The organism is Reichenbachiella sp. 5M10 (genome assembly GCF_002742335.1).
Taxonomy (GTDB): Bacteria; Bacteroidota; Bacteroidia; order Cytophagales; family Cyclobacteriaceae; genus Reichenbachiella.
In genome coordinates this window covers 321,744-342,018 of the sequence record NZ_MDGR01000007.1, presented here as the reverse complement: position 1 = coordinate 342,018, position 20,275 = coordinate 321,744, and the positions used below count along the sequence as shown (strand labels likewise).

General features: G+C 45.2%; 19 protein-coding genes. 4 read left to right on the top strand and 15 right to left on the bottom strand.

The window, feature by feature from the left end; genetic code table 11:
* Nucleotides 1-63: 63 nt before the first annotated feature.
* Nucleotides 64-1,536, bottom strand: a complete 1,473-nt coding sequence (locus BFP72_RS01455) for a DUF4301 family protein (RefSeq protein ID WP_099597411.1) — start codon at nucleotides 1,534-1,536, stop codon at nucleotides 64-66.
* Nucleotides 1,537-1,566: 30 nt separating this feature from the next.
* Nucleotides 1,567-3,411 carry a glycosyltransferase gene (locus BFP72_RS01450; protein ID WP_099597410.1) on the bottom strand — a complete coding sequence of 615 codons (1,845 nt, stop codon included), beginning with the start codon at nucleotides 3,409-3,411 and terminating at the stop codon, nucleotides 1,567-1,569.
* Between the two features lie 347 nt (nucleotides 3,412-3,758).
* On the opposite strand from BFP72_RS01450, the gene BFP72_RS01445 reads away from it, so the two are divergent.
* The 4 genes from BFP72_RS01445 to BFP72_RS01430 all read left to right on the top strand — a co-directional run bounded on the left by BFP72_RS01445 (nucleotide 3,759) and on the right by BFP72_RS01430 (nucleotide 8,915).
* Entirely contained in the window at nucleotides 3,759-6,203 is a 2,445-nt protein-coding gene (locus BFP72_RS01445; protein ID WP_099597409.1) for a glycoside hydrolase family 31 protein, read from the top strand.
* A gap of 10 nt (nucleotides 6,204-6,213) precedes the next feature.
* Nucleotides 6,214-6,522: an isoamylase early set domain-containing protein gene (locus BFP72_RS01440; RefSeq protein ID WP_099597408.1), complete on the top strand. Its 309-nt coding sequence runs from the start codon at nucleotides 6,214-6,216 to the stop codon at nucleotides 6,520-6,522.
* Nucleotides 6,523-6,651: 129 nt separating this feature from the next.
* A complete protein-coding gene (locus BFP72_RS01435) occupies nucleotides 6,652-7,866 on the top strand; it encodes a glycosyltransferase family 4 protein (RefSeq protein WP_099597407.1) in 1,215 nt (404 codons plus the stop codon).
* Entirely contained in the window at nucleotides 7,863-8,915 is a 1,053-nt protein-coding gene (locus BFP72_RS01430; protein WP_099597406.1) for a hypothetical protein, read from the top strand. The genes BFP72_RS01435 and BFP72_RS01430 overlap by 4 nt, the downstream gene beginning before the upstream one ends.
* 30 nt (nucleotides 8,916-8,945) lie before the next feature.
* Here BFP72_RS01430 and BFP72_RS01425 read toward each other — a convergent pair whose 3' ends face one another.
* The 13 genes from BFP72_RS01425 to BFP72_RS01365 all read right to left on the bottom strand — a co-directional run bounded on the left by BFP72_RS01425 (nucleotide 8,946) and on the right by BFP72_RS01365 (nucleotide 20,188).
* Nucleotides 8,946-10,958, bottom strand: coding sequence for an alpha-amylase family glycosyl hydrolase (locus BFP72_RS01425; RefSeq protein WP_099597405.1), 2,013 nt, complete (start codon nucleotides 10,956-10,958; stop codon nucleotides 8,946-8,948).
* Between the two features lie 195 nt (nucleotides 10,959-11,153).
* Nucleotides 11,154-11,666 (bottom strand): CAP domain-containing protein, encoded by a 513-nt coding sequence (locus tag BFP72_RS01420; RefSeq protein ID WP_099597404.1) that lies wholly within the window; start codon nucleotides 11,664-11,666, stop codon nucleotides 11,154-11,156.
* Between the two features lie 208 nt (nucleotides 11,667-11,874).
* Nucleotides 11,875-12,834 (bottom strand): signal recognition particle-docking protein FtsY, encoded by a 960-nt coding sequence (gene ftsY / locus BFP72_RS01415; protein WP_099597403.1) that lies wholly within the window; start codon nucleotides 12,832-12,834, stop codon nucleotides 11,875-11,877.
* Nucleotides 12,835-13,006: 172 nt separating this feature from the next.
* Complete coding sequence (locus BFP72_RS01410; RefSeq protein WP_099597402.1) at nucleotides 13,007-13,159, bottom strand: DUF4295 family protein; 153 nt, start codon at nucleotides 13,157-13,159, stop codon at nucleotides 13,007-13,009.
* 2 nt (nucleotides 13,160-13,161) lie between these two features.
* Entirely contained in the window at nucleotides 13,162-13,344 is a 183-nt protein-coding gene (gene rpmG / locus BFP72_RS01405; RefSeq protein ID WP_099597401.1) for a 50S ribosomal protein L33, read from the bottom strand.
* A gap of 12 nt (nucleotides 13,345-13,356) precedes the next feature.
* The gene (gene rpmB / locus BFP72_RS01400) at nucleotides 13,357-13,596 is read right to left on the bottom strand and encodes a 50S ribosomal protein L28 (RefSeq protein ID WP_099597400.1); all 240 of its coding nucleotides are present in this window, start codon (nucleotides 13,594-13,596) and stop codon (nucleotides 13,357-13,359) included.
* 109 nt (nucleotides 13,597-13,705) lie between these two features.
* Nucleotides 13,706-14,056 (bottom strand): translation initiation factor, encoded by a 351-nt coding sequence (locus BFP72_RS01395; RefSeq protein WP_099597399.1) that lies wholly within the window; start codon nucleotides 14,054-14,056, stop codon nucleotides 13,706-13,708.
* Nucleotides 14,040-14,909 (bottom strand): universal stress protein, encoded by an 870-nt coding sequence (locus tag BFP72_RS01390; protein WP_099597398.1) that lies wholly within the window; start codon nucleotides 14,907-14,909, stop codon nucleotides 14,040-14,042. Before BFP72_RS01390 ends, BFP72_RS01395 begins: the two co-directional genes overlap by 17 nt.
* Before the next feature lie 128 nt (nucleotides 14,910-15,037).
* On the bottom strand, nucleotides 15,038-15,439 hold the full coding sequence (locus BFP72_RS01385; RefSeq protein ID WP_143519897.1) for a hypothetical protein: 402 nt from the start codon (nucleotides 15,437-15,439) through the stop codon (nucleotides 15,038-15,040).
* Between the two features lie 193 nt (nucleotides 15,440-15,632).
* On the bottom strand, nucleotides 15,633-16,526 hold the full coding sequence (locus BFP72_RS01380) for a 1,4-dihydroxy-2-naphthoate polyprenyltransferase (RefSeq protein WP_099597396.1): 894 nt from the start codon (nucleotides 16,524-16,526) through the stop codon (nucleotides 15,633-15,635).
* A 9-nt stretch (nucleotides 16,527-16,535) separates the two neighbouring features.
* Nucleotides 16,536-18,323, bottom strand: coding sequence for an arginine--tRNA ligase (gene argS, locus BFP72_RS01375; RefSeq protein ID WP_099597395.1), 1,788 nt, complete (start codon nucleotides 18,321-18,323; stop codon nucleotides 16,536-16,538).
* Between the two features lie 4 nt (nucleotides 18,324-18,327).
* Nucleotides 18,328-19,269, bottom strand: coding sequence for a citrulline utilization hydrolase CtlX (ctlX, locus tag BFP72_RS01370; RefSeq protein WP_099597394.1), 942 nt, complete (start codon nucleotides 19,267-19,269; stop codon nucleotides 18,328-18,330).
* Between the two features lies 1 nt (nucleotide 19,270).
* Complete coding sequence (locus BFP72_RS01365; RefSeq protein WP_099597393.1) at nucleotides 19,271-20,188, bottom strand: dimethylarginine dimethylaminohydrolase family protein; 918 nt, start codon at nucleotides 20,186-20,188, stop codon at nucleotides 19,271-19,273.
* Nucleotides 20,189-20,275 lie beyond the last annotated feature (87 nt).

Here is a 20,275-nt window from a genome sequence, read left to right as displayed (position 1 = left end):
ATATCTCCACTATTCGCAAAGATTATGGAAGGCCATTCTCTCCGAGTTAAAAATTGTTAAATCTCACTGATGTGTATCTTTGAGCAAATCATTGACCGTTTTGACCGGGTTGAAGGTCGAAATCGGCACCTCCACAAAAAGGGTATTCCAATAGGCCATCGCTCCATTCCATAACCCTGGCAGCTCCATTGCCTTGAGATCACGACCGTTTTTGGACTTGGCAGTGACAAAACCTGTATTGTCGTCTCGATAGGCCAGCAGGTCAAATTTGTTTCCTTGATAATCCTTGGTCGCACAGATCAAATCCACTGGATTGAAATGCGTCGACCCCTTGAGCATCTCTGCTTTCTGCGGATCATCTAAATCAATCTGTGCAGTCTCTGCAATCTGCAACGACGCACTCCCATCCGCTGCACTTACCCAAAACGGGCCTCCGCCTGGCTCACCTGTATTTTTGACCATTCCACAGACACGAATCGGTCGATTAAGCTTGTCTCTCAGTTCACTCACCTTGTCCTTAGTAGATTTGGCAGCAAACCCTTCGCTCATTTTCAAAAAGTACTCTCTCTCAAAACGAACCGCCACCTCGTCAGGATCCGAAACCTCTCCTGACAACACCTCAAAGACCTCTTTCTGATAAGTGACCAACAGCCCTGCCAAAGCTTTCTTATACGTATAAGTATCTCCTTTCAAACGATCTGGCACCACATTGTCTATGTTTTTGATAAAAATCACATCGGCATTTAGGTCATTGAGGTTTTCGAGTAATGCTCCATGGCCTGCTGGCCTGAAAAGCAAACTGCCGTCCTCTTCGCGAAATGGCTCGTTGTTCAGATCTACGGCGATAGTATCCGTCGACTTTTTTTGCTGCGAAAAACTAATATCGAAACGCACATGGTACGTGGACTCATATACCTCACGAACTTTGTCTACGAGTGCTTCAAACTTTGGCAAATGCTGAGGAGAAACCGTAAAGTGGAGATGTACATCACCTTCTCCAGACTGGGCATAATTGGCGCCTTCTACGAGATGTTCTTCGAGGGGAGTCCGTGCACCGTCCTCATAGGCATGAAATGTCAACAGAGCTTTGGGCAAAGAGCCATACTCCATCCCCTGATCTGACAACAACCTGTCTACGATGACTTCAGGAGCTACGTCATCAATATCTCTAAATTGGGCAGAGAGTTCCTCATAAAATGCAAACCCTTCTAGTTCTCTGATGAACTGCTGAGCGGCCGAATTGCCCGCCATATCATGGTCCTCCAAAAAAGCAAACAGGTCCTTGAACATCCGCGTAGCTGCTCCCGAAGCAGGTACAAACTTGAGCACCTTCTTGCTACGCTGAACCTCTTCATAGCATCTGGTCATAGTCGTAATCTGCTCTTCGGTGAGCTTGATCACTCCCTCTCCTATTGAGGCTGCCCTATTGATATCCAAAAATGGAAACCCTTTTTTGAAATTGGCAATTTGTTCGTCTACTAGAGCGATATCGCTCCCTCTCTCCTCGATAAATCTTCTATCCTTGTCGTTAAACATCTTTTGATAATACTGTTAATTAGGTGTACGTTAGTTTTCTATAGGGAATTTCTCACAGGCAATCGCATATGCCGCTTCGTAGTGCTTGATCAAATTCTTCCAATCAAACTCTTCCGAAAGATCCTCCGCTTTGTTTCTTGTTTGTGTCCGGGCTCTACTGTTACTTTTAGTATAGGCAAGCAACTTCTCCGACAGTTCCTCAGCTGCTGAATAAAAATCCTGATTGGCCCGTTCGATCATGTATATTCCATGACTCTCATCTCCGATTTCTAGGTTTTTGACATAATCCCCAAACCCAGACAAGTCGGACGTCACTGCAGACACTCCTCTGGCGAGACACTCTACTGGCGTATACCCCCACGGCTCATAGTAGCTCGGAAATATCCCCATGTGACACCCTCTTACAAACTGACCGTATTCCATCCCAAACAAGGGATTGGTCGAAGAAATGAAATCTGGGTGATACACGATTTTCACTTTGTCACTCTCATAGTTGAGCAAATTGGCACCACGCAAAAACGTCAATATCTGATCCTCCCCATCGTTGATCAAATTATGGGTCACAACACTAGGCAACCTATCTGTCTTCCAAGATTGAATGGTCCTACGGTAGCGAAGCTTCCAATAATCATCTACGAGTTCGTTGAGCTCAGGCAATCGGTGATCTGAATTGACTGCTGCCGACTCAAATAGGCGCTCTTTGACCTGCTCCATGATCGCATCACAGTTGTGATCTATTTCCTCCAGCATCGCACGAGAAGTCAACACTTCTTGATTGATGCTATGAAAAGGCTGCTTCGTCACGAAAAACATCACAATAGTCATGTCAATGTTCTGCTCCTTCATCTTGTGATTGAGCCGAGCCAAAGCTTCCAGAGTCAAGTCATACCCCTTGTTTTTGTACTCAAACCGCCCTGAAGTAAAAAAATACATCACTTTGCCCAAGTCGAATGTATAGGACTGAAAAAAATGTCCCATCACAAAGTGATTGATTTGTTCTTTGTATTGATGATGAAGGTTTTGTACCTCGTGCAGTACCGAGAACCGTTCGATATTGAGGCCATTCGGCAAAATCGCATCAGGGCTCCTCCCCAGCAAGTGCACACATTCTTTGGCTGTCACTTCACTGACCGTGGTGAGTACATTAGCTCCGTGCGCACAGGCCCGTTCGATACGTGCAATGGTATCGACATTGAAATTTCGTGCCTCAGTCTCCCAGTTGAGGTAGGGTAGATGATCGTAGAAATAAGGATCATTCATCGCCAAGTACCTCCCCAGTAGCGTCGCATGCGTCGTAAAAACTGTCTTGATAGGGATCTGTTCTCTGCGAATATCAGGGATACACGTCCCAGCCATCCACTCATGAAAGTGCGCCAGCATCTCCATCCCCTCCTCCAAGCAGACACGAGCATACCTTGACAAAAACTCATGGACCATATACCCCAAAGCCATCACTTGATCCATCAAAGGATCGTGGCTAGAAAAATCGATGTGATGGTTTTGCCAATAATAGTACTTGATGTTGCCCAATTCCCCCATCACACTACCTGGGTTGAAAAGCACCGTCTGTGGCCGTCCAGATACGAGCCACGTACCAAATTGTACATCCCAGCCGAGTTCATCCCTCATTTCTCTCACGACTTGTGCGATAGAATTATCTGCAGATACACAGGATTCAAAATCGGAACTGACGTTGGGGTGGATATTGGGACCGAGCAACACATAGTTGTCTCCCCAATTTTTGACCATGACAGGGACCTTGGAGCGAATCACCGTATATATCCCTCCCACCTGATTACAAACTTCCCAAGCTACTTCGGCAAGGAACTTACCTTCTCTATCCAATACCTTCGGCTTCTTTTTCTTCACAGTCATGTTGATCTTTTAAGATTTGAAAGATAATAAGTCTTGTGGGGCCCCATGAATTTTTGGTTTACAAATTTCTATACCTACCGTTTATTTATTTTTTGCCTAACAAAACGCAGTGTTTAATCACACAAATGACAGTCTTACATGATATAATTCAAATTGTCACCCACGCCTCACATACTTTTTTCAAAAATCGTGATAGATAAACTGTATTTATATTCAACTTTAACATGAGTTTAGCAAAGAACAAATAGGGGTAGAAAAATTCACAAAGACTTAATCTAGATGTATACCACACCTCTCACACAGACTCATAGAAAAGGTATATTTACACCTATTAAAACATTATAGAAATGGAAGGGACTACAGCCGAAACCACATCAGGAAACGAAGGACAAGATTTTTCGGGCAACTACATTGAAAACTTTCAAAACAAGGGAGTTGAGGAGTTTTTTGCAGGAAAATATGTCTCTTGGGAAAAGAAAGGGCACGCCTTCATCATACATGGTCAGCATGCCTCACTAGAGATCACTATCATCGATCAAGACATCCTCAAATTCCGACACGGGAACGACGGCTATTTCGAAGATGACTTCTCCTATGCTATCGATCCCAATTACGAGCCGCCTCTCACAGAATATAAATTCGAAGAGCTCAAAGCCAGTTTCGTCATCAAGACGGCTATCCTGCGCTGCTATGTATCCAAAGAGTCACTGTCTGTCAAAATCACTAATCTAGATGGCACAGTCATACACCAAGATGAAAAAGGCTACCACTGGCAAGAACACAAATACCACGGTGGCACGATCAACATTTGCACGAAAGTGCTCCACAAAGGAGAGAAATTTTATGGTTTGGGAGACAAAACTGGCAAACTCAACCTGATCGGAACCAAGCGTCAGCTCTGGGGCACAGACTGCTACGGCTATGGCAATGACACTGACCCAGTCTACAAAAACATCCCTTTTTATCTAGGTCAACATAGCCAAGTCGGCTATGGCATCTTTATGGATAACACCTTCAGAAGCTATTTTGATTTTGGCAAAGAGCGAGATAGCGTATCCAGTTTTTGGGCACAAGGAGGAGAGATGCGCTACTACTTCATCTATGGACCCAAACTCCTAGACGTCACCCGAAAATACACGCAACTCACAGGTAAACCACAGCTCCCCCCAAAATGGGCGCTCGGCTACCACCAGAGCAAATGGAGTTATTACCCAGAGTCGGTCGTACGAAAACTCGCCGAAGAATTCAGAAGCAGAAAGATCCCTTGTGATGTCATCCACTTGGACATAGACTACATGGACGGATTTCGCTGCTTCACATGGGACAAAAAGAAATTTCCCAAACCTCACAAAATGATTGCCGACCTGAAACAGGATGGCTTCAAAACCATTGTCATCATCGATCCTGGGATCAAGATTGACAAAGGGTACAAGGTATACGAACAAGGACGCAAAGGCGACCACTTTTGTAAACGCATGGATGGGGCACTTCTCAAAGCCAGCGTATGGCCCGGCCCGTGTCACTTCCCAGACTTCACCAAAAAGCGCACGCGCAAATGGTGGGGTACACTCTATGAGGGCTTGGTCAACGACGGGGTAGATGGCGTGTGGAACGACATGAACGAACCAGCGACATTTGAAGATGGGACCTTCCCAAATGATGTACGGTTTGACTATGACGGACACCCATGCAGTCACCGCAAGGCGCACAACGTCTACGGTTCTCTCATGGCACAGGCGACCTGTGAGGGGCAGCAGCGCTACCTCGACAACAAACGAGCCTTCACCATCACGCGATCAGCCTATGCTGGCGTGCAGCGATACGCTTCGGTATGGACAGGTGACAACTCGGCTAGCTGGGAACAACTCAAGCTCGCCAACATCCAATGCCAACGACTGAGTGCATCAGGAGTGTCTTTTGCAGGCTCTGATGTCGGTGGATTCATCGGCTCTCCTAACGGCGAGCTGTTCACCCGCTGGATACAAATGGCCGTATTCCATCCGTTTTTCAGAACACACTCCTCGGGTGATCACGGAGACAAGGAACCTTGGAAGTTTGACCAACAGTATGTCGATATCGTGCGTACATTCATCGAGATGCGCTACCGCATCTTGCCCTACATCTATACGGTATTTTGGCAGTACAGTACGACTGGACTACCCATGCTCCGCTCGCTACATATGGAAGCGCACATCGACCCAGAAACATTCTACCGCGAAGAAGAATTTTTGCTCGGGGAGCACCTGCTGATTTGCCCGATATCAGAAGAGAAAGCGACAAGCCGACTCATGTATTTGCCAAAAGGCGTATGGTACAACTACTGGACAGACCAACTCGAAGAAGGCCAGCGTGAAATCAAAGTAGATGCACCACTGAATCAAATCCCTCTTTTCGTTAGGGCGGGCTCCATCATTCCAGAGCAACCTGTCATGCAATACGTCGGAGAATTTGTGATCGAAGAGTTGACGCTCAACTTCTACAAGCCGTACATCGATACCACATCTGAAATATATGAGGATCGTGGTGATGGCATGGAGCACAAGGACGGTCAATACCTCCACAAAACCTATGTCTCTCAGCAAACGGACGATCTCAAATGGAAAGTCAAGCAAAGTTGCGAAGGACAGTATGCCACGGAATATAGCAACTACCTAGGCAAGTTTCATGGACTGGACGGAATGCCTTCGTCTATCCTCGTCGATGGCCAAGAGCTCATCCTCGAAGCTGAAAGCGTCGGTCAAGTGATCCAAGTCAAATTACCGAAAAATTTCAATGAAATATTAATAAACTAAATCCACCCACATGAGTATCAAGAAACAGTTTTTCAAATCAAAAGATGTCTGCAAAATCACCTGGTCGATTGACAAAAAAAACGTGCCTGGCGCAGAAAACATCTCGTTATCCGGAGACTTCAACAACTGGAGTCTCAGCTCACACCCTCTCAAAAAAATGAAGAGCGGAGATTTCAAATTGGTCCTTGAACTGCCAAAGGACAAAGAATATCAATTTAGATACTTGGTTGATGGCACGACTTGGATCAACGATGAAGAAGCAGATGGATTCGTCAACAACCAGGTATCCAACGAGTCCAACTGTATCCTATCCGTATGACCGCACCATGATGATATGGAGTTAGATTTCGATCAGATCTGACCACATATGAATGAGTTCCATAGACCTCCTACCGGTCAATGGAACTTTCCTTACTGTACAGAGTAAAAACCACAAATCTACCGACCTATGGAAAAAACACGAATATTGATGCTTGGCCCTGGCGAACCCAGTTCCAAAAATAGCGGCCTAGGGATCGCTGCACACGAAATCGAGCAATTTCTCTCGCGCCATTGTCAACTGACACTCATCCAGCCCAATGACATGGAAGCCCTCACTGATATCGAAAACAACCTCTCTCTCTCCAAACAAAAAGTCGACATAGCAGACTTTGACGACTTCAGTGTGATCGCAGAGATGTCCAAGATCAACATCGAATCCATCATCTCTCCCTACTGGAGTGATCAAAATGCCACACGTACTGCCCCTCAACCAACAGCTCACCCTCTACAGGGTCAGCATGATGACTTTTCGAAGCAAATCAGTGCTGCAGCGGACAAGGTCAATTTTGACGTCATCTATGCCCATGATTGGATCACGTTCAGAGCAGCGATTGACATCAAAGCTAAACTCGACAAACCTCTCGTAGTACATATCCACTCACTGGACTATGATCGCAACTGCGGCAACTTGAGCTCATGGGTTTTCGATTTAGAAAAAGAAGCACTGCAGGTCGCAGACCAAGTCATCTGTGTCAGCCATTATTCCAAAAGCATCATCGAAACCATCTACGGCATAGATGGAGACAAAATCCAAGTCGTCCACAACGGGTATTCACCAAAAAAATACCCCGAACACAAAAGTCCGTTCAAAGAAAAAATCATTCTATTTGTCGGAAGACTCACGGGCCAAAAAGGCCCTACAAAATTCCTGGAAATTGCCGAAAAAGTCTACGAAGAATACCCCAATAGCCGGTTTGTCATGGCAGGGGAGGGAGACCTCTACAAGCCGCTCATCGAAGCGGGTGCCCACTCCACCGTGGCGGCTAGATTTCACATCACAGGCTATCTCCAAGAACCCGACCTGCTCAAAACATACGCCATGGCGGACATCTACTGTATGCCTTCGGTATCCGAGCCCTTTGGGCTCACTGCTATGGAAGCGGCTGGCGCCAAAATCCCCATGGTCCTCTCCAAACACTCCGGTGCTTCTGAAGTACTGACCAATGCGCTCACCGCTGAATTTGACAACACCGAACTCTTCGCCAAACACATTGTTTCCCTACTGAAAAACGAAAAAGTAGCCCATCACATCGCTAGCGAAAACAAAGCTCTCCTGGCAGGACTATCATGGGAGCAAGCCAACCAAAATATATTGCGTATCATTGAGGCTACTGCACAATGAACAAAACACTTTCGATCATACTCACTTTTGACTTTGCCCCTGCGGTCACCCCGTACTCTTTGTTTGACATAGGTCAAAACAAAAAGTACTACAACCAACAACTCTCTGATCAGGAGTACATGGTGGCATATGAATCAACAATCAAGGTCGAGCTCAAAAACATACTAGCACTCTGCCTGACCAAATCCACTCCACTGGCGGTCTATTTTTCTGGGACCTTTTTGGAGATGCTTCAAAAAAATGACCCTGCCATGATCAAACAAATCAAGGCAGCACTCGCCTCCAATCACTTGGAACTACTGGGTGGCACTTATCATCATAGCCTTGCTTCGATCTACTCAAGCACACATTTTGACCGAGAGATAGTACTGCATCAGCGATTGTATGCAACCCTATTGGGATACAAAGCCATGCATTTTTACAACACCGAAAACTTATATTGCAAAGAAATCACTGACAGGGTCTACCAACATGGCTACCGGGGGATTTTCGCCGGCACGATTGACTGGTATCTATGGAAGGACAAAAACAGACGGATCTTTCATGCTCCAGAGCATCCTGACCTGAATGTATACTTGCTGGATACAGATGGAGGGACGGCACTATTCTCCCTTCCAGAGCGAACCAGCCATTTCATACAGTTTGACTCAAGCCAACTCACACACTATGGAGGAGTCCAAAGTATTGTCCACAAAGCCAAAACCAAAGCTGAGATTCTACCTCTGAAGGAGCATGCTCAAACTGAACCATCACTCACTCCCTACCACATCAAATCTCCCGTCATGGGCAGCAATCGAGGGCTCGATACCGAATCTCTACACTCCAATAGCCTCCAAAACAGGGCCACCAAGGAGTACTACAAGTTGGAAAAAGCAATCGTGCAGACTAAAAATGAATCGCTGATCAATGATTGGAAACGACTGGGCCACCTGGCTTACATTCTACAAATGTCCAAGGACGAAAACAAACACGTGATCCCCTATGATTTCTACAATTCCTACCTCAATATCCTAAACGACATGGAAATCCGAACCAGAACCAACAAATGACCATCCTGACGCCCACCCATTCTAACTAGCCTATTTGACAACCCCATACACTTGTGCCGAGCGACAAGGTGTATACAGACTCAATTGAAGCTGTCCGTCCAGGAGAACCGTCTGATGTATGACACTTGCATCGCATCGCGAATGTCCTCCAAAAGCTGCAGCATCACTGTCCAACAAAAGCTTGAAGGCTCCTTCTCTGTGAGCATAAAACCTATAATCAGCCACCGAACGACTCACACTAAAATTGAATACAAAAAGCAAATTGTTACGCTCAAAAATAACAACCTTATTGTCTTCATCCATATTGAGCTGTTGTGCTGGAAACGCAGATAGCACTTCTTTCTCTTTGAGCAGATGAATCATCTCTCTATCAAATGCATTGAGATATTGATACTTCAGGTCTGGATTATCCACTAGTGACCACTGACGTCTGGCATACTTGTAGCTCCAGCCATTGCCCTCTCTCGGAAAATCAATCCACTCGGGGTGCCCAAACTCATTGCCAATAAATGTCAAATACCCTTCTCCTCCCAGAGCAGCCGTGAAGAGTCGCAACATCTTGTGCAATGCCACCCCTCGATCAATTACTGGATCTGTATCCTCCTTAGTCATATGCCAGTACATCTCTTTGTCCATCAGCCAAAATGCCAACGTCTTGTCTCCCACTAGGGCTTGATCATGTGACTCTGCATAGGCTATTGTCTTTTCTTTGTATCGACGATTGGTTAGCACATTCCACATTTCATGAATGTCCCACTCCTCATCTGCCTTGTGCTTGAGTGTCTTGATCCAGTAATCTGGAATCCCCATCCCTAAGCGATAGTCAAAACCTATCCCTCCATCCTCTATGGCACGACACATGCCTGGCATACCGCTCATATCTTCAGCTATAGTGATCGCACCTGGCTTCAGTTCATGCGTCAATGCATTCGCTAATTGCAAAAAACAGATTGCATCCCAATCCACCATTTCCTTAAAATACTTGTCGTAATGATCAAACGCCACCCCTTCACCATGATGATGATAGAGCATAGAGGTCACCCCATCGAAGCGAAAACCATCAAAATGAAACTCCTCTATCCAGTAGCGTACACTGGACAACAAAAACTGCAGCACTTCATCTTTGGAATAATCAAAAAGCTTAGAATCCCATCCGGTATGATAACCTCGTCCGCCGGGATGAAAATATTGGTGCTCCGAACCATCAAAGTTGTTGAGCCCCTCTGCGATGTTTTTAACCGCATGCGAATACACCGCATCCATCACCACAGCAATCCCCATACCATGCGCCTTGTTGATAAGGTATTTGAGATCATCTGGAGTCCCAAATCGCGAGCTAGGAGCAAAAAAGTTAGACACATGATACCCAAACGAACCATAATAGGGGTGCTCCTGCACCGCCATCATTTGTAGACAGTTGTACCCCAGCTTACCCACTCTTGGGAGCACCTCATCAGCAAATTCTCTATAAGTGCCTACCCCCTCTTTCTCCTGTGCCATTCCTACATGGCACTCATAGATCACAGGGTTGGAAATCACCTTAGGATCGAACTTCTTGTCAGTCCATCTAAATGTCTTTTCCGGTGCCCACACCTGCGCTTTGAAGTCATAGGTCTCTGGATCTTGCACCGTCCGCTTAATATAGGCTGGGATTCTATCTCGATCTTCAAAACCGTTCTGCACCTTGACCTTGATCAAATCACCATGTCTCAGTGGGTGCTCTGAGTCATCCGCTACGAATACCCCCCAAACTCCTTGCTCGTTTTGGGTGAGGGGGTGCAGCTCTGCATCCCAACCATTGAACTCGCCAATGAGTGACAAGCCATCTGCAGCAGGTGCCCACTCTCGGTACCACCAGCCTTTGGCCTTGCGGTCATAGTTAAGCCCAAAATAAGCATCCGCAGAAGCAAACTCCCGCAATGATCCCGACACTGCCTCAAGGGACGCAAGCCTATCTTGATAAAACTGATGACGTTGCTCTATATCCGATTCGTAAGGCTTGAGCCATCCATCGTCTGCTACTAAACCAATTTCTTCTTTCATGGGAGATTCTTCCAAGTAGTATTTTCCTTTAACATAAGATTACTATTTAATCTTATTCCCATACAAGATATCATTCGTCCTTGGTGAATCGAAACAACTTGCTCAATATCTTTTACTACTTAATCATCAACTGTGCATGAATGGAAATAAGCAGCACATTTCATATCAACTTATCCATCCTTCTCAATATAAGAATCAGAAAGGACTCTGCCCTGTAACGTTACCCGCAGGGTCGTATTGGCAGACCCATATTTCTTGTCCATCACAAGTGGTTGTCCCACACCCTACCTTGGTAGTATTCTTCCACACGATTTGAGTATAGTGTCCGCAAACAGCCCCTGTAGCACAAGTATGATCCATCGCACTGTAGTCTGTCTCTTCGGATCCCCAAGAGTCTACCACATCCGTCGGTGCAAAAGCTCCAGCTGTACCCTTCCATATGTTTTCACCATAGCTACTATTAGAATGACTGAAACTACAATTATCTCCAAGGTGGTTTGCCCATTCTTGGGCAGAAGCAGCTACTTCGTCCGACCATACTAAATTTGCAACCCCCACTGCCTTTCTATATCTATTGTGGCTATCTACAACTTCCTGAATCGTAGATGTATCGAAATCACCCACCGTTTGTTCGGAGGCATCGTCACTCGATACACAACGGACAGCAACAATCGCTACAAGCAGAAAAAGAACATATTGATATTTCATTGTATTCAAGGTTTGGTAGAAGTAGTAAATCTAATCTGAACAAAAAGTAATGCGGCAGTCTCGATCCTAAAAAACCATCTCAAAACCAAGACTTTGGCCCTCGCACTTCATCTCCTCAAAAAAACAAAAAAGCTGCCTTGGTTAGACATATACCCAACCAAAGCAGCCTTTCAACTTGACGTCATATTATATAACCTAAACGGACATGCTATTGTACTTTATCAAAAAATGAATTGACAAACTCCACTTTATTGAAAACCTGTAAGTCATCGATCCCCTCACCTACGCCGATGTATTTGACAGGGATTTTAAATTGGTCAGAGATACCGATGACTACTCCACCTTTGGCCGTCCCATCGAGCTTGGTGATCGCTAGTGCACTGACATCTGTTGCCTTAGTGAACTCCTGAGCTTGTAGAAAGGCATTCTGCCCTGTACTACCATCTAGCACCAACATAATCTCATGCGGAGCATCTGGGATGAATTTCTGAATTACTTTCTTGATCTTAGTCAGCTCGTTCATGAGATTGACTTTGGTATGCAGACGACCTGCCGTATCAATGATCACGATGTCTGCTTGCTCATCTACGGCTTTCTTGACCGCATCAAATGCGACCGCCGAAGGGTCGGTATTCATTCCATGAGACACAACAGGCACCCCGACTCGGTCTCCCCACAAGATCAGCTGATCTACAGCTGCTGCACGAAACGTATCGGCGGCACCTAGGACCACACTCTTTCCCGCCTTCTTAAACTGTGCCGATAGCTTGCCTATCGTCGTGGTTTTGCCCACACCATTGACTCCAACTACCAGAAGTACATAGGGAGTCTTGTCCTCAGGAATGGAAAAATCTGTCCCATCCGTAGTATTACTCTCTTCGAGGAGAGCAGCAATCTCTTCTCGCAAGATCACATTGAGTTGGCTCGTATTGAGGTATTTGTCTTTGGCTACTCTAGCCTCGATTCGATCGATGATTTTGACTGTCGTATCTACCCCTACATCAGAGGTAATGAGGACCTCTTCGAGTTCGTCCAGCACCTCCATATCGACAGTAGATCGACCGGCAACTGCTTTGCCCAGTTTATCAAAAAAATTCTCTTTAGATTTCTCTAGACCCTTGTCTAGGTTCTCCTTTTTCTCTTTCGAAAATAAACCGAATAAACTCATAATGGATACAATAAGGCGGATATCAAAGCTAAACGAAAACCAACAGGTTGAGTCCAATCCTTGGTTCTAGTTTCTTCCATAAGATAGAAGATAAATCACGAACCCCTGCCAGTTGAAACAAAAAAAGTCTCCCGTTTGCAACAGGAGACTTCTACACAAAATCTTTTATCGATTACTTCGCAGAGAGTACTTCCTTTACTCTATCCTCGGTAACGATCTCTTCACGAAAAGAATAAGCACCTGTCTTAGTCTTTACCGCTTTGATCACTTTGGCGTATTTGACACCATCCTTTTTCTTCAGCGTTGCAACTACCTTCTTAGCCATGGTTATTTAATTTCTTTGTGAACAGTATATTTCTTCAAAATGGCGTTGAATTTTTTCAACTCCATTCTATCAGGAGTATTTTTCCTGTTTTTCGTAGTGATGTATCTAGAAGTACCCGGCTGACCACTTTGTTTGTGCTCCGTGCATTCCAAAATTACTTGTACTCTATTACCTTTCTTAGCCATCTTATCTAAATATTATAGTACAATATTTCCTTTATCTTTGGCCTTTTTCAACACAGCAGAGATTCCATTCTTATTGATGGTTTTCAATGCTGTAGAAGATACTTTCAAAGTCACCCATTTATCCTCTTCAGGAATATAGAATCTCTTTGTAAAAAGATTCGGGTAGAACTTTCTCTTCGTTTTATTGTTGGCGTGGGATACGTTGTTCCCTACTCTTGGCCTCTTACCTGTTATTTGACAAACTCTTGACATTATCTCTCGTCTTTAATTCGATCCTAGAAAAAATCGGAGTGCAAATATAGACTCTTTTTAAGAAAAACCATAGCTAGCACTCAAAATATCAAATAATTATGAATAAAAATCATCCTCCAACTCTCTTGGCTGTATAGCCTTCTTTATGGAGCACTTGGAGCACTTTGTCACGAAAATCCCCTTGGATCAATATTTCTCCATCTTTGGCATTTCCTCCCACACCACATTTGGATTTGAGCAGTTTAGCGAGATCCTTGAGATCATCATCACCCCCTACAAAACCTGTGACGAGCGTCACTTGCTTGCCTCCACGGTTCTTTTTATCGAGCATCACTTTCAGCTTTTGCTCATTGGGATCGAGTGTTTCCTGATCAAATCCCCCCTCCTCTTGGTAGTCGAAGGAGTCGTCGGTTGAATAGACGACTCCAATTCTAGTTTTAAATTTAGCTTTCTTTGACACCTTTTTCCTTTTTTACATTGATGGTCCAGACTGGTCTCTTGGCATGATTAGCCACATCTTCGGCAATCGACCCTAGCAACAAATGAGCGATTCCTGTACGACCATGTGTCTCCATAGCGATCATATCAGCACCGATCCCTTCTGCAAAGGAAACAATCCCGTCTTCTTCAGAGTAATCATTGTACACTTCTGTGCTGCAATTTTTAAATCCATAGTCTGAGACAAATTTCTCCATGGCCTTTTTGTTTTCTTTCGTGCTCAAAAATGCACTAGGCGTATTGATTTTAACAAAATATAGGTGTGCTCCCAAAAATTCCTGCAAAGACATCAAATGCTTGATAAATTCAGAACTCACCTCGCTAAAAGTAGTCGCTACAGCGATCTTGTTGAGTTTATTGACATCCTCACACTTCGTCTTGAGGGTAATCACAGGCACTTTGCTCTTACGGATCACTCGTTCAGCATTGGATCCTACGAGTTCCTCGCCAAAACCTTCTGCCCCTTCGGTACCCATCACCACAATATCGCACTTCGTCTCAGCGATCTGTTCGGTAAGCTCGACAAATTCATTCCCGATTCTGATCTTAGATTTCGCACTGGCTCCTTGTGCCGATGCCTCCTCTAGTTTCTTCGCCATCTTGGCTTCCGCAGATTCGATCATTCGCTTGATAAACAGCGACTCCATGGGATCAGCGTCGACCACACCCATCGTGTGAATCGCAGAGCTAGACGGCCCTTCTATGATGTGCAACAAAAGGATTTCACTTTGTGCTTTTTTGGACATTTGAATCGCCATGTCAAATGCATGATCCGATACCTCGGTAAAATCGATAGGGACTAATATGGTTTTCATTCTTTAAGATTTATTGATTCCTCATAAAATTAAGCAACTTATTCTAGGTGCACACATATATACAAAAAAAGGGTGACAAAAAGCCACCCCTTGCTTTCCTCAGATGAGGATTCTACTTGTCTTGACGCTTACCACCCCATCGCTTCGACGATTTTGACTTGTATATGCTCCGTATCAACTGTCGCATCGTCTTTTTTCAACACCTCCATGCTCTGCACATAAGCATTAACAGCTTGGTCATTCAGGTTGCATTTGAGGTAATAATCCCCCAATATTGACAGGTTGTAACTGTCTTCTTTGATTTTGAGTGACTGGTCTAGCCATGATTTGGCAGTGCTCAACCCCGCTTCTTTGCGGAGCAAAAATTGTGCTTGCTTAGCTAGCAACATCCAGTCATCTGGAGCCGCATGCTCGATTACATCATTGGCCTTTTCTACGGCCTTTTCTTTGGCCCCTCCTGCGTACGAACTTGTAGAGATGAGTACAACTGCTAATAGGGATAACGCGATAGATTTGATTGAATTTTTCATAGGTACTTGATTTTTGTTTTTGACATCTGACCTGAATTTGGCCATTGTCATGCCAAAACAAACAAATAACTGAAAATCAGATACTTATATAAAATACCAGCACGACGCATATCACAAAAAAGGCACAAAACCGATCACTACTGAACGCAATCGTACACAAAACCTATTGAGAAAAAACGCGTAGTGAGGGCTCTTAGATAATTTGGCCCAAGCCAAACAAAACAACGAAAAGAAGGGTACTCAGAGCAAGTTGTTTGAGGTAAGGATCCAGATCAGCCGCATCGTGCTTGGTACGCACGGCTTGGTAGTTCACTATCAAAAACGGTATAACTCCCACAAAGAGGTACGATGACCACCCCTGCCCTGCACCCCAAGCAAATATAAACGCACAGCTCATCGCGAGGACGAGCAGTCCCAAATGGTAGCCAACTGCCTTGACGCGTCCGATACGCACAGGTATGGAGCGCTTACCCGCCTTTTCATCCGAAATCAGATCACGGATATTGTTGACATTGAGTACCCCGGTAGCAAGAGCCCCACAACTCATCGCTGGCAAAACCATCCATGCATCAAAGGCATGGGCATAGAGAAAGTAAGACCCCAACACACCTACCAATCCAAAAAACAAAAAAACCGATACATCACCCAACCCCATGTATCCATATGGATTCTTGCCTGAAGTATAGGTAATGGCTGCATAAATACACAGCAACCCAAGGCCCAAAAACATCAATACAAAGACCAATTGATCTGCAAAGGCCGCATACAACAGCATCAATCCAGACACCAGTGATAGTACAGCAAACACAACCATAGCTCGCTTCATAGCTACTGGAGTAATCACACCCGCTTGTACCGCGCGCTGAGGCCCCATACGATCGACGCTATCCGCTCCATGCACCGAATCACCATAGTCGTTGGCAAGATTAGAAAGGATCTGCAGAAAAACTGTGGTGAGAACCGATAAACCCAAGATCATCCAAGAGAAGTCTCCTTGGCCATAGGCCAAAAACCCTCCCATCAATATACTAGACAATGCCAAAGGCAATGTCCTCAACCGAAATGCTGCTAACCAATGTTGAATCATCCTCTTTGCTTACATTCGCTCAGGCACGGCTATGCCCAACAGTGACATCCCCAATTCAATCGTATGTGCCACCTGCTTGGACAAGTTGACTCGGAGTCCTACCACATCAGCGCTCTCCTCCGTGAAGATCGGCTGATCTGCATAAAATTTATTGTACTCTTTGGCTAGATCGTAGACATACTGTGCTATCACCGCGGGACTATACTCTTCTGCTGCTAGTTGCAACTTGTTTTGACACTCTGAGAGCAAGTAGATCAGTTCTACTTCGTTGGTACTCAAGTTGAGATCAGTCGCTACACTCCCTCTCTCCACCTTCAATTCGTCCGCACGACGAAGAATCGCAGAGATCCGCGCATAGGTATACTGAATGAACGGCCCTGTATTGCCCTGAAACTCGATAGACTCCTTGGGGTCAAACAACATACGCTTCTTCGGATCGACCTTGAGCAAGAAATACTTCAAAGCGCCCATACCAATCGTATCATACAATGCCGTCGCCTGCTCGGCACTGAACCCGTCGATTTTGCCCAACTCACGGGTGTGATCCTCTGCGATCTGAATCATCTCAGCCATCAAATCATCCGCATCTACCACCGTACCTTCTCGTGACTTCATTTTGCCAGAAGGCAAATCTACCATACCATAGGACAAGTGAAAACACCCATCAGCCCACTTGTATCCGAGCTTCTTGAGGATCAAAAACAGCACTTTGAAATGATAGTCCTGTTCATTACCCACGGTGTAGACGAGACGCTCGAGATCGGGATATTCTTTGAATCGCTGGATCGCTGTACCAATATCTTGCGTCATGTAAACTGCTGTCCCGTCACTACGACGTACGATCTTCTGATCTAGACCTTCGTCTGTCAAGTCAATCCATACCGAGCCATCTTCTTTCTCGAAAAAGTGTCCAGATTTCAGTCCCTCCTCTACTGCATCCTTGCCCAACAGGTAAGTATCTGACTCATAATACAGCTGATCAAAATCTACCCCCATCTGCGCATAGGTCTTATCAAACCCTTCGTACACCCAACCGTTCATCGTTTCCCAAAGACGGTACACTTCTGGATCTTTGGCTTCCCATTTTCGCAACATCTCCTGTGCCTCTAAGAGTGAGGGGGCTTGCTTTTCGGCCTCCTCCTTCGTCTTTCCTGCTGCTACTAGTGCTGCGATCTCCTCTTTGTAGGCTTTGTCAAACGCCACATAATACTTCCCGACAAGCTTGTCCCCTTTCATAGCCGAAGAGGCCGGAGTCTCACCCTCCCCAAACTTCTGCCAAGCCAACATGGACTTGCAGATGTGTATACCACGGTCATTGATAATCTGTACTTTGACCACCTCATACCCTAGGGCATCATAGATTTTAGCCACGGAGTAGCCCAAAAATATATTTCTGAGGTGACCTAAGTGCAAAGGTTTATTGGTGTTAGGTGAGGAGTACTCGACCATTACAGACTGCTTTTTCTTATGGCCCTTGCCAAAATTCGGATCAGCCAAAGCGGCGTTGAGCACTGCCAGCCAGGCCGATGGTGCGATTTCGATATTCAAAAAGCCTTTGACGACATTGAAGCCTGCTACCGTCGCGACGTGCTCTGTCAAATACTCGCCAATTTGCTGCGCTGTATCTTGCGGGCTTTTTTTGGAGATTTTCCCATACGGGAAAGTCACAAACGTATAGGTCCCTCCAAACTCCTTGCGGGTAGGCTGTAATCCGAGTTCAGACCATGCCACCTCATGACTATACAATTCTCTGAGAGCAGACTGTATTCCTTTTTGTATATCTAATGCTAAATCCATGTATCTATGCTTTGGGGAGAAACACCTCTGCCATCATGCAGCGGGCACTCCCTCCTCCTAATGTTTCGATCGTATCTAACGAACTATAAATAATTTCTTTGTTGTACCTCAATAAGGTGTCGACCTGATCCTGATCCAAAGACTGGTAGGCAGACTGGGACATCACCATGTATTTTACTCCTTGGGCATCTTCGACCTGTAGCATGTTGCCCGCAAAGGATTCCTTTTGCTTTTCGCTAATTTCAATGATCTCCTTATCAGACTCTTCGAGGCTCTCGATGACCTTGGCACGGTCGTCCATATCATCGATACTATCCAAACAGATCACCGCAAAACCATCCCCTACACTCATCATTACATTGGTATGATAAATGGGTAAACGCTTGCCATCATGCGTTTGATTGGCTTCAAAATCAATGATAACAAATCCAAACTGCTCACGAAAAGCCTGCAACACATCGGGATGCGTGCGCTCGGACAGTGCTGCATAGGCAATCTTATTTTCACGATCCAGCACCATACTACCAGTTCCTTCCAAGTACTGACTTACATGCTCGAAGTCCGTCAGATGTATCTCCTGCGTGATCACAAACCCTTTGTCTTCTAGCAAATCAAAGATATCCTCTCTGCGCTCCAAACGTCTATTTTCTGCATACATGGGATATAGCCCTACCGTCCCATCGTGATGAAAAGACACCCAGTTGTTGGGAAAAATCGAGTCTGGAGTATCGGGTTTGAGGGTGTCATTCACTACGATCACTTGTATCCCTCGCTTCTCTAGCTCTTCCACAAAGTCATCGAATTCTCCGAGTGCTTTGGATTGAATATCCACGCTCTCTTCTCCTTCCATTTCAATTTGATAGTAGTTATTGACAGCCGTCTCCTCGTTGTATCGAAAACGAATCGGGCGAATCATCAATAGGGTGGATGTGGTATTGGCTCCCATATCAGTAGCTACGTTTGAGTGGCAAAGTAGAACAACGGAACAAGCCTTCCATCTTGGAAACCTCGGCATATTTGACTCGCTCGACGATGAATCCACGATGCTCTAGCTCCATATTGAGACGATCAAAACTCGCTTCACTGACGATGATCTCTGGCGAAATTGAAAACACATTCGAATGCATCAGATACATCTCCTCTTGTGTGATCTCGATGCATCGATCTGCACCAAACTCCCCTACCAACCATTCATAGTCGCTACGATTTTTGAAACCTCCTGGATAAATGATACATTGATCATGACCAATCGGCTGAAAACAACAATCCAAATGAAGTGCATTAGCTCTTGCATCGGTATCCGACTTTTGAAGCTCAAACCCGATCACTTCATAATTATGAAAACTTTCTTCCAAAAAATTCAGTCCAGCTTTATTGGTTCGACTGACTTTGTATTGCTCGAAATCCTGCTCTTCCGAATACCCCACGAACAAGCGTCCCTTCCATGGCATCACATCTCCTCCTTCGGCATGCGCACCCTCGGGCATGAAGAGTAGCTGTGACTCATCGAGTCGTTGTGTCAGATACCCGATACCATCCTTCTCATGCTCCCGGTCGGAAATAATGTTGGGCACAACGAATCGTTCGTCTATCACAAATCCAATATCTCGAGCATAGACCTGGTTGATGTTTTCTAATACATCAGGGCGATACACCTGCACGTTGTATTTTTCTAAAACAGCACAAAAAGCCTCATTTTCTTGAATCAAATCGGATTCTTGAGGAAATGTGCCGTTGAGCACATGCTCACGCGACTTAGGATCATAGACATGCGCCAGATCGGGAGTCCCTCCCAAACTGCGAGCAGTGCCTAACACCACTGCTTCCAACTGCGCTGTTTCATCCTGAATCATCAACTCTATCATTCTATATCATTTTTTGGGTCAGCAAATTTAAGGGTATTTTGTACAAATCATTTGATTGAGCGAAAACATAAATAATTGGAGTATAAT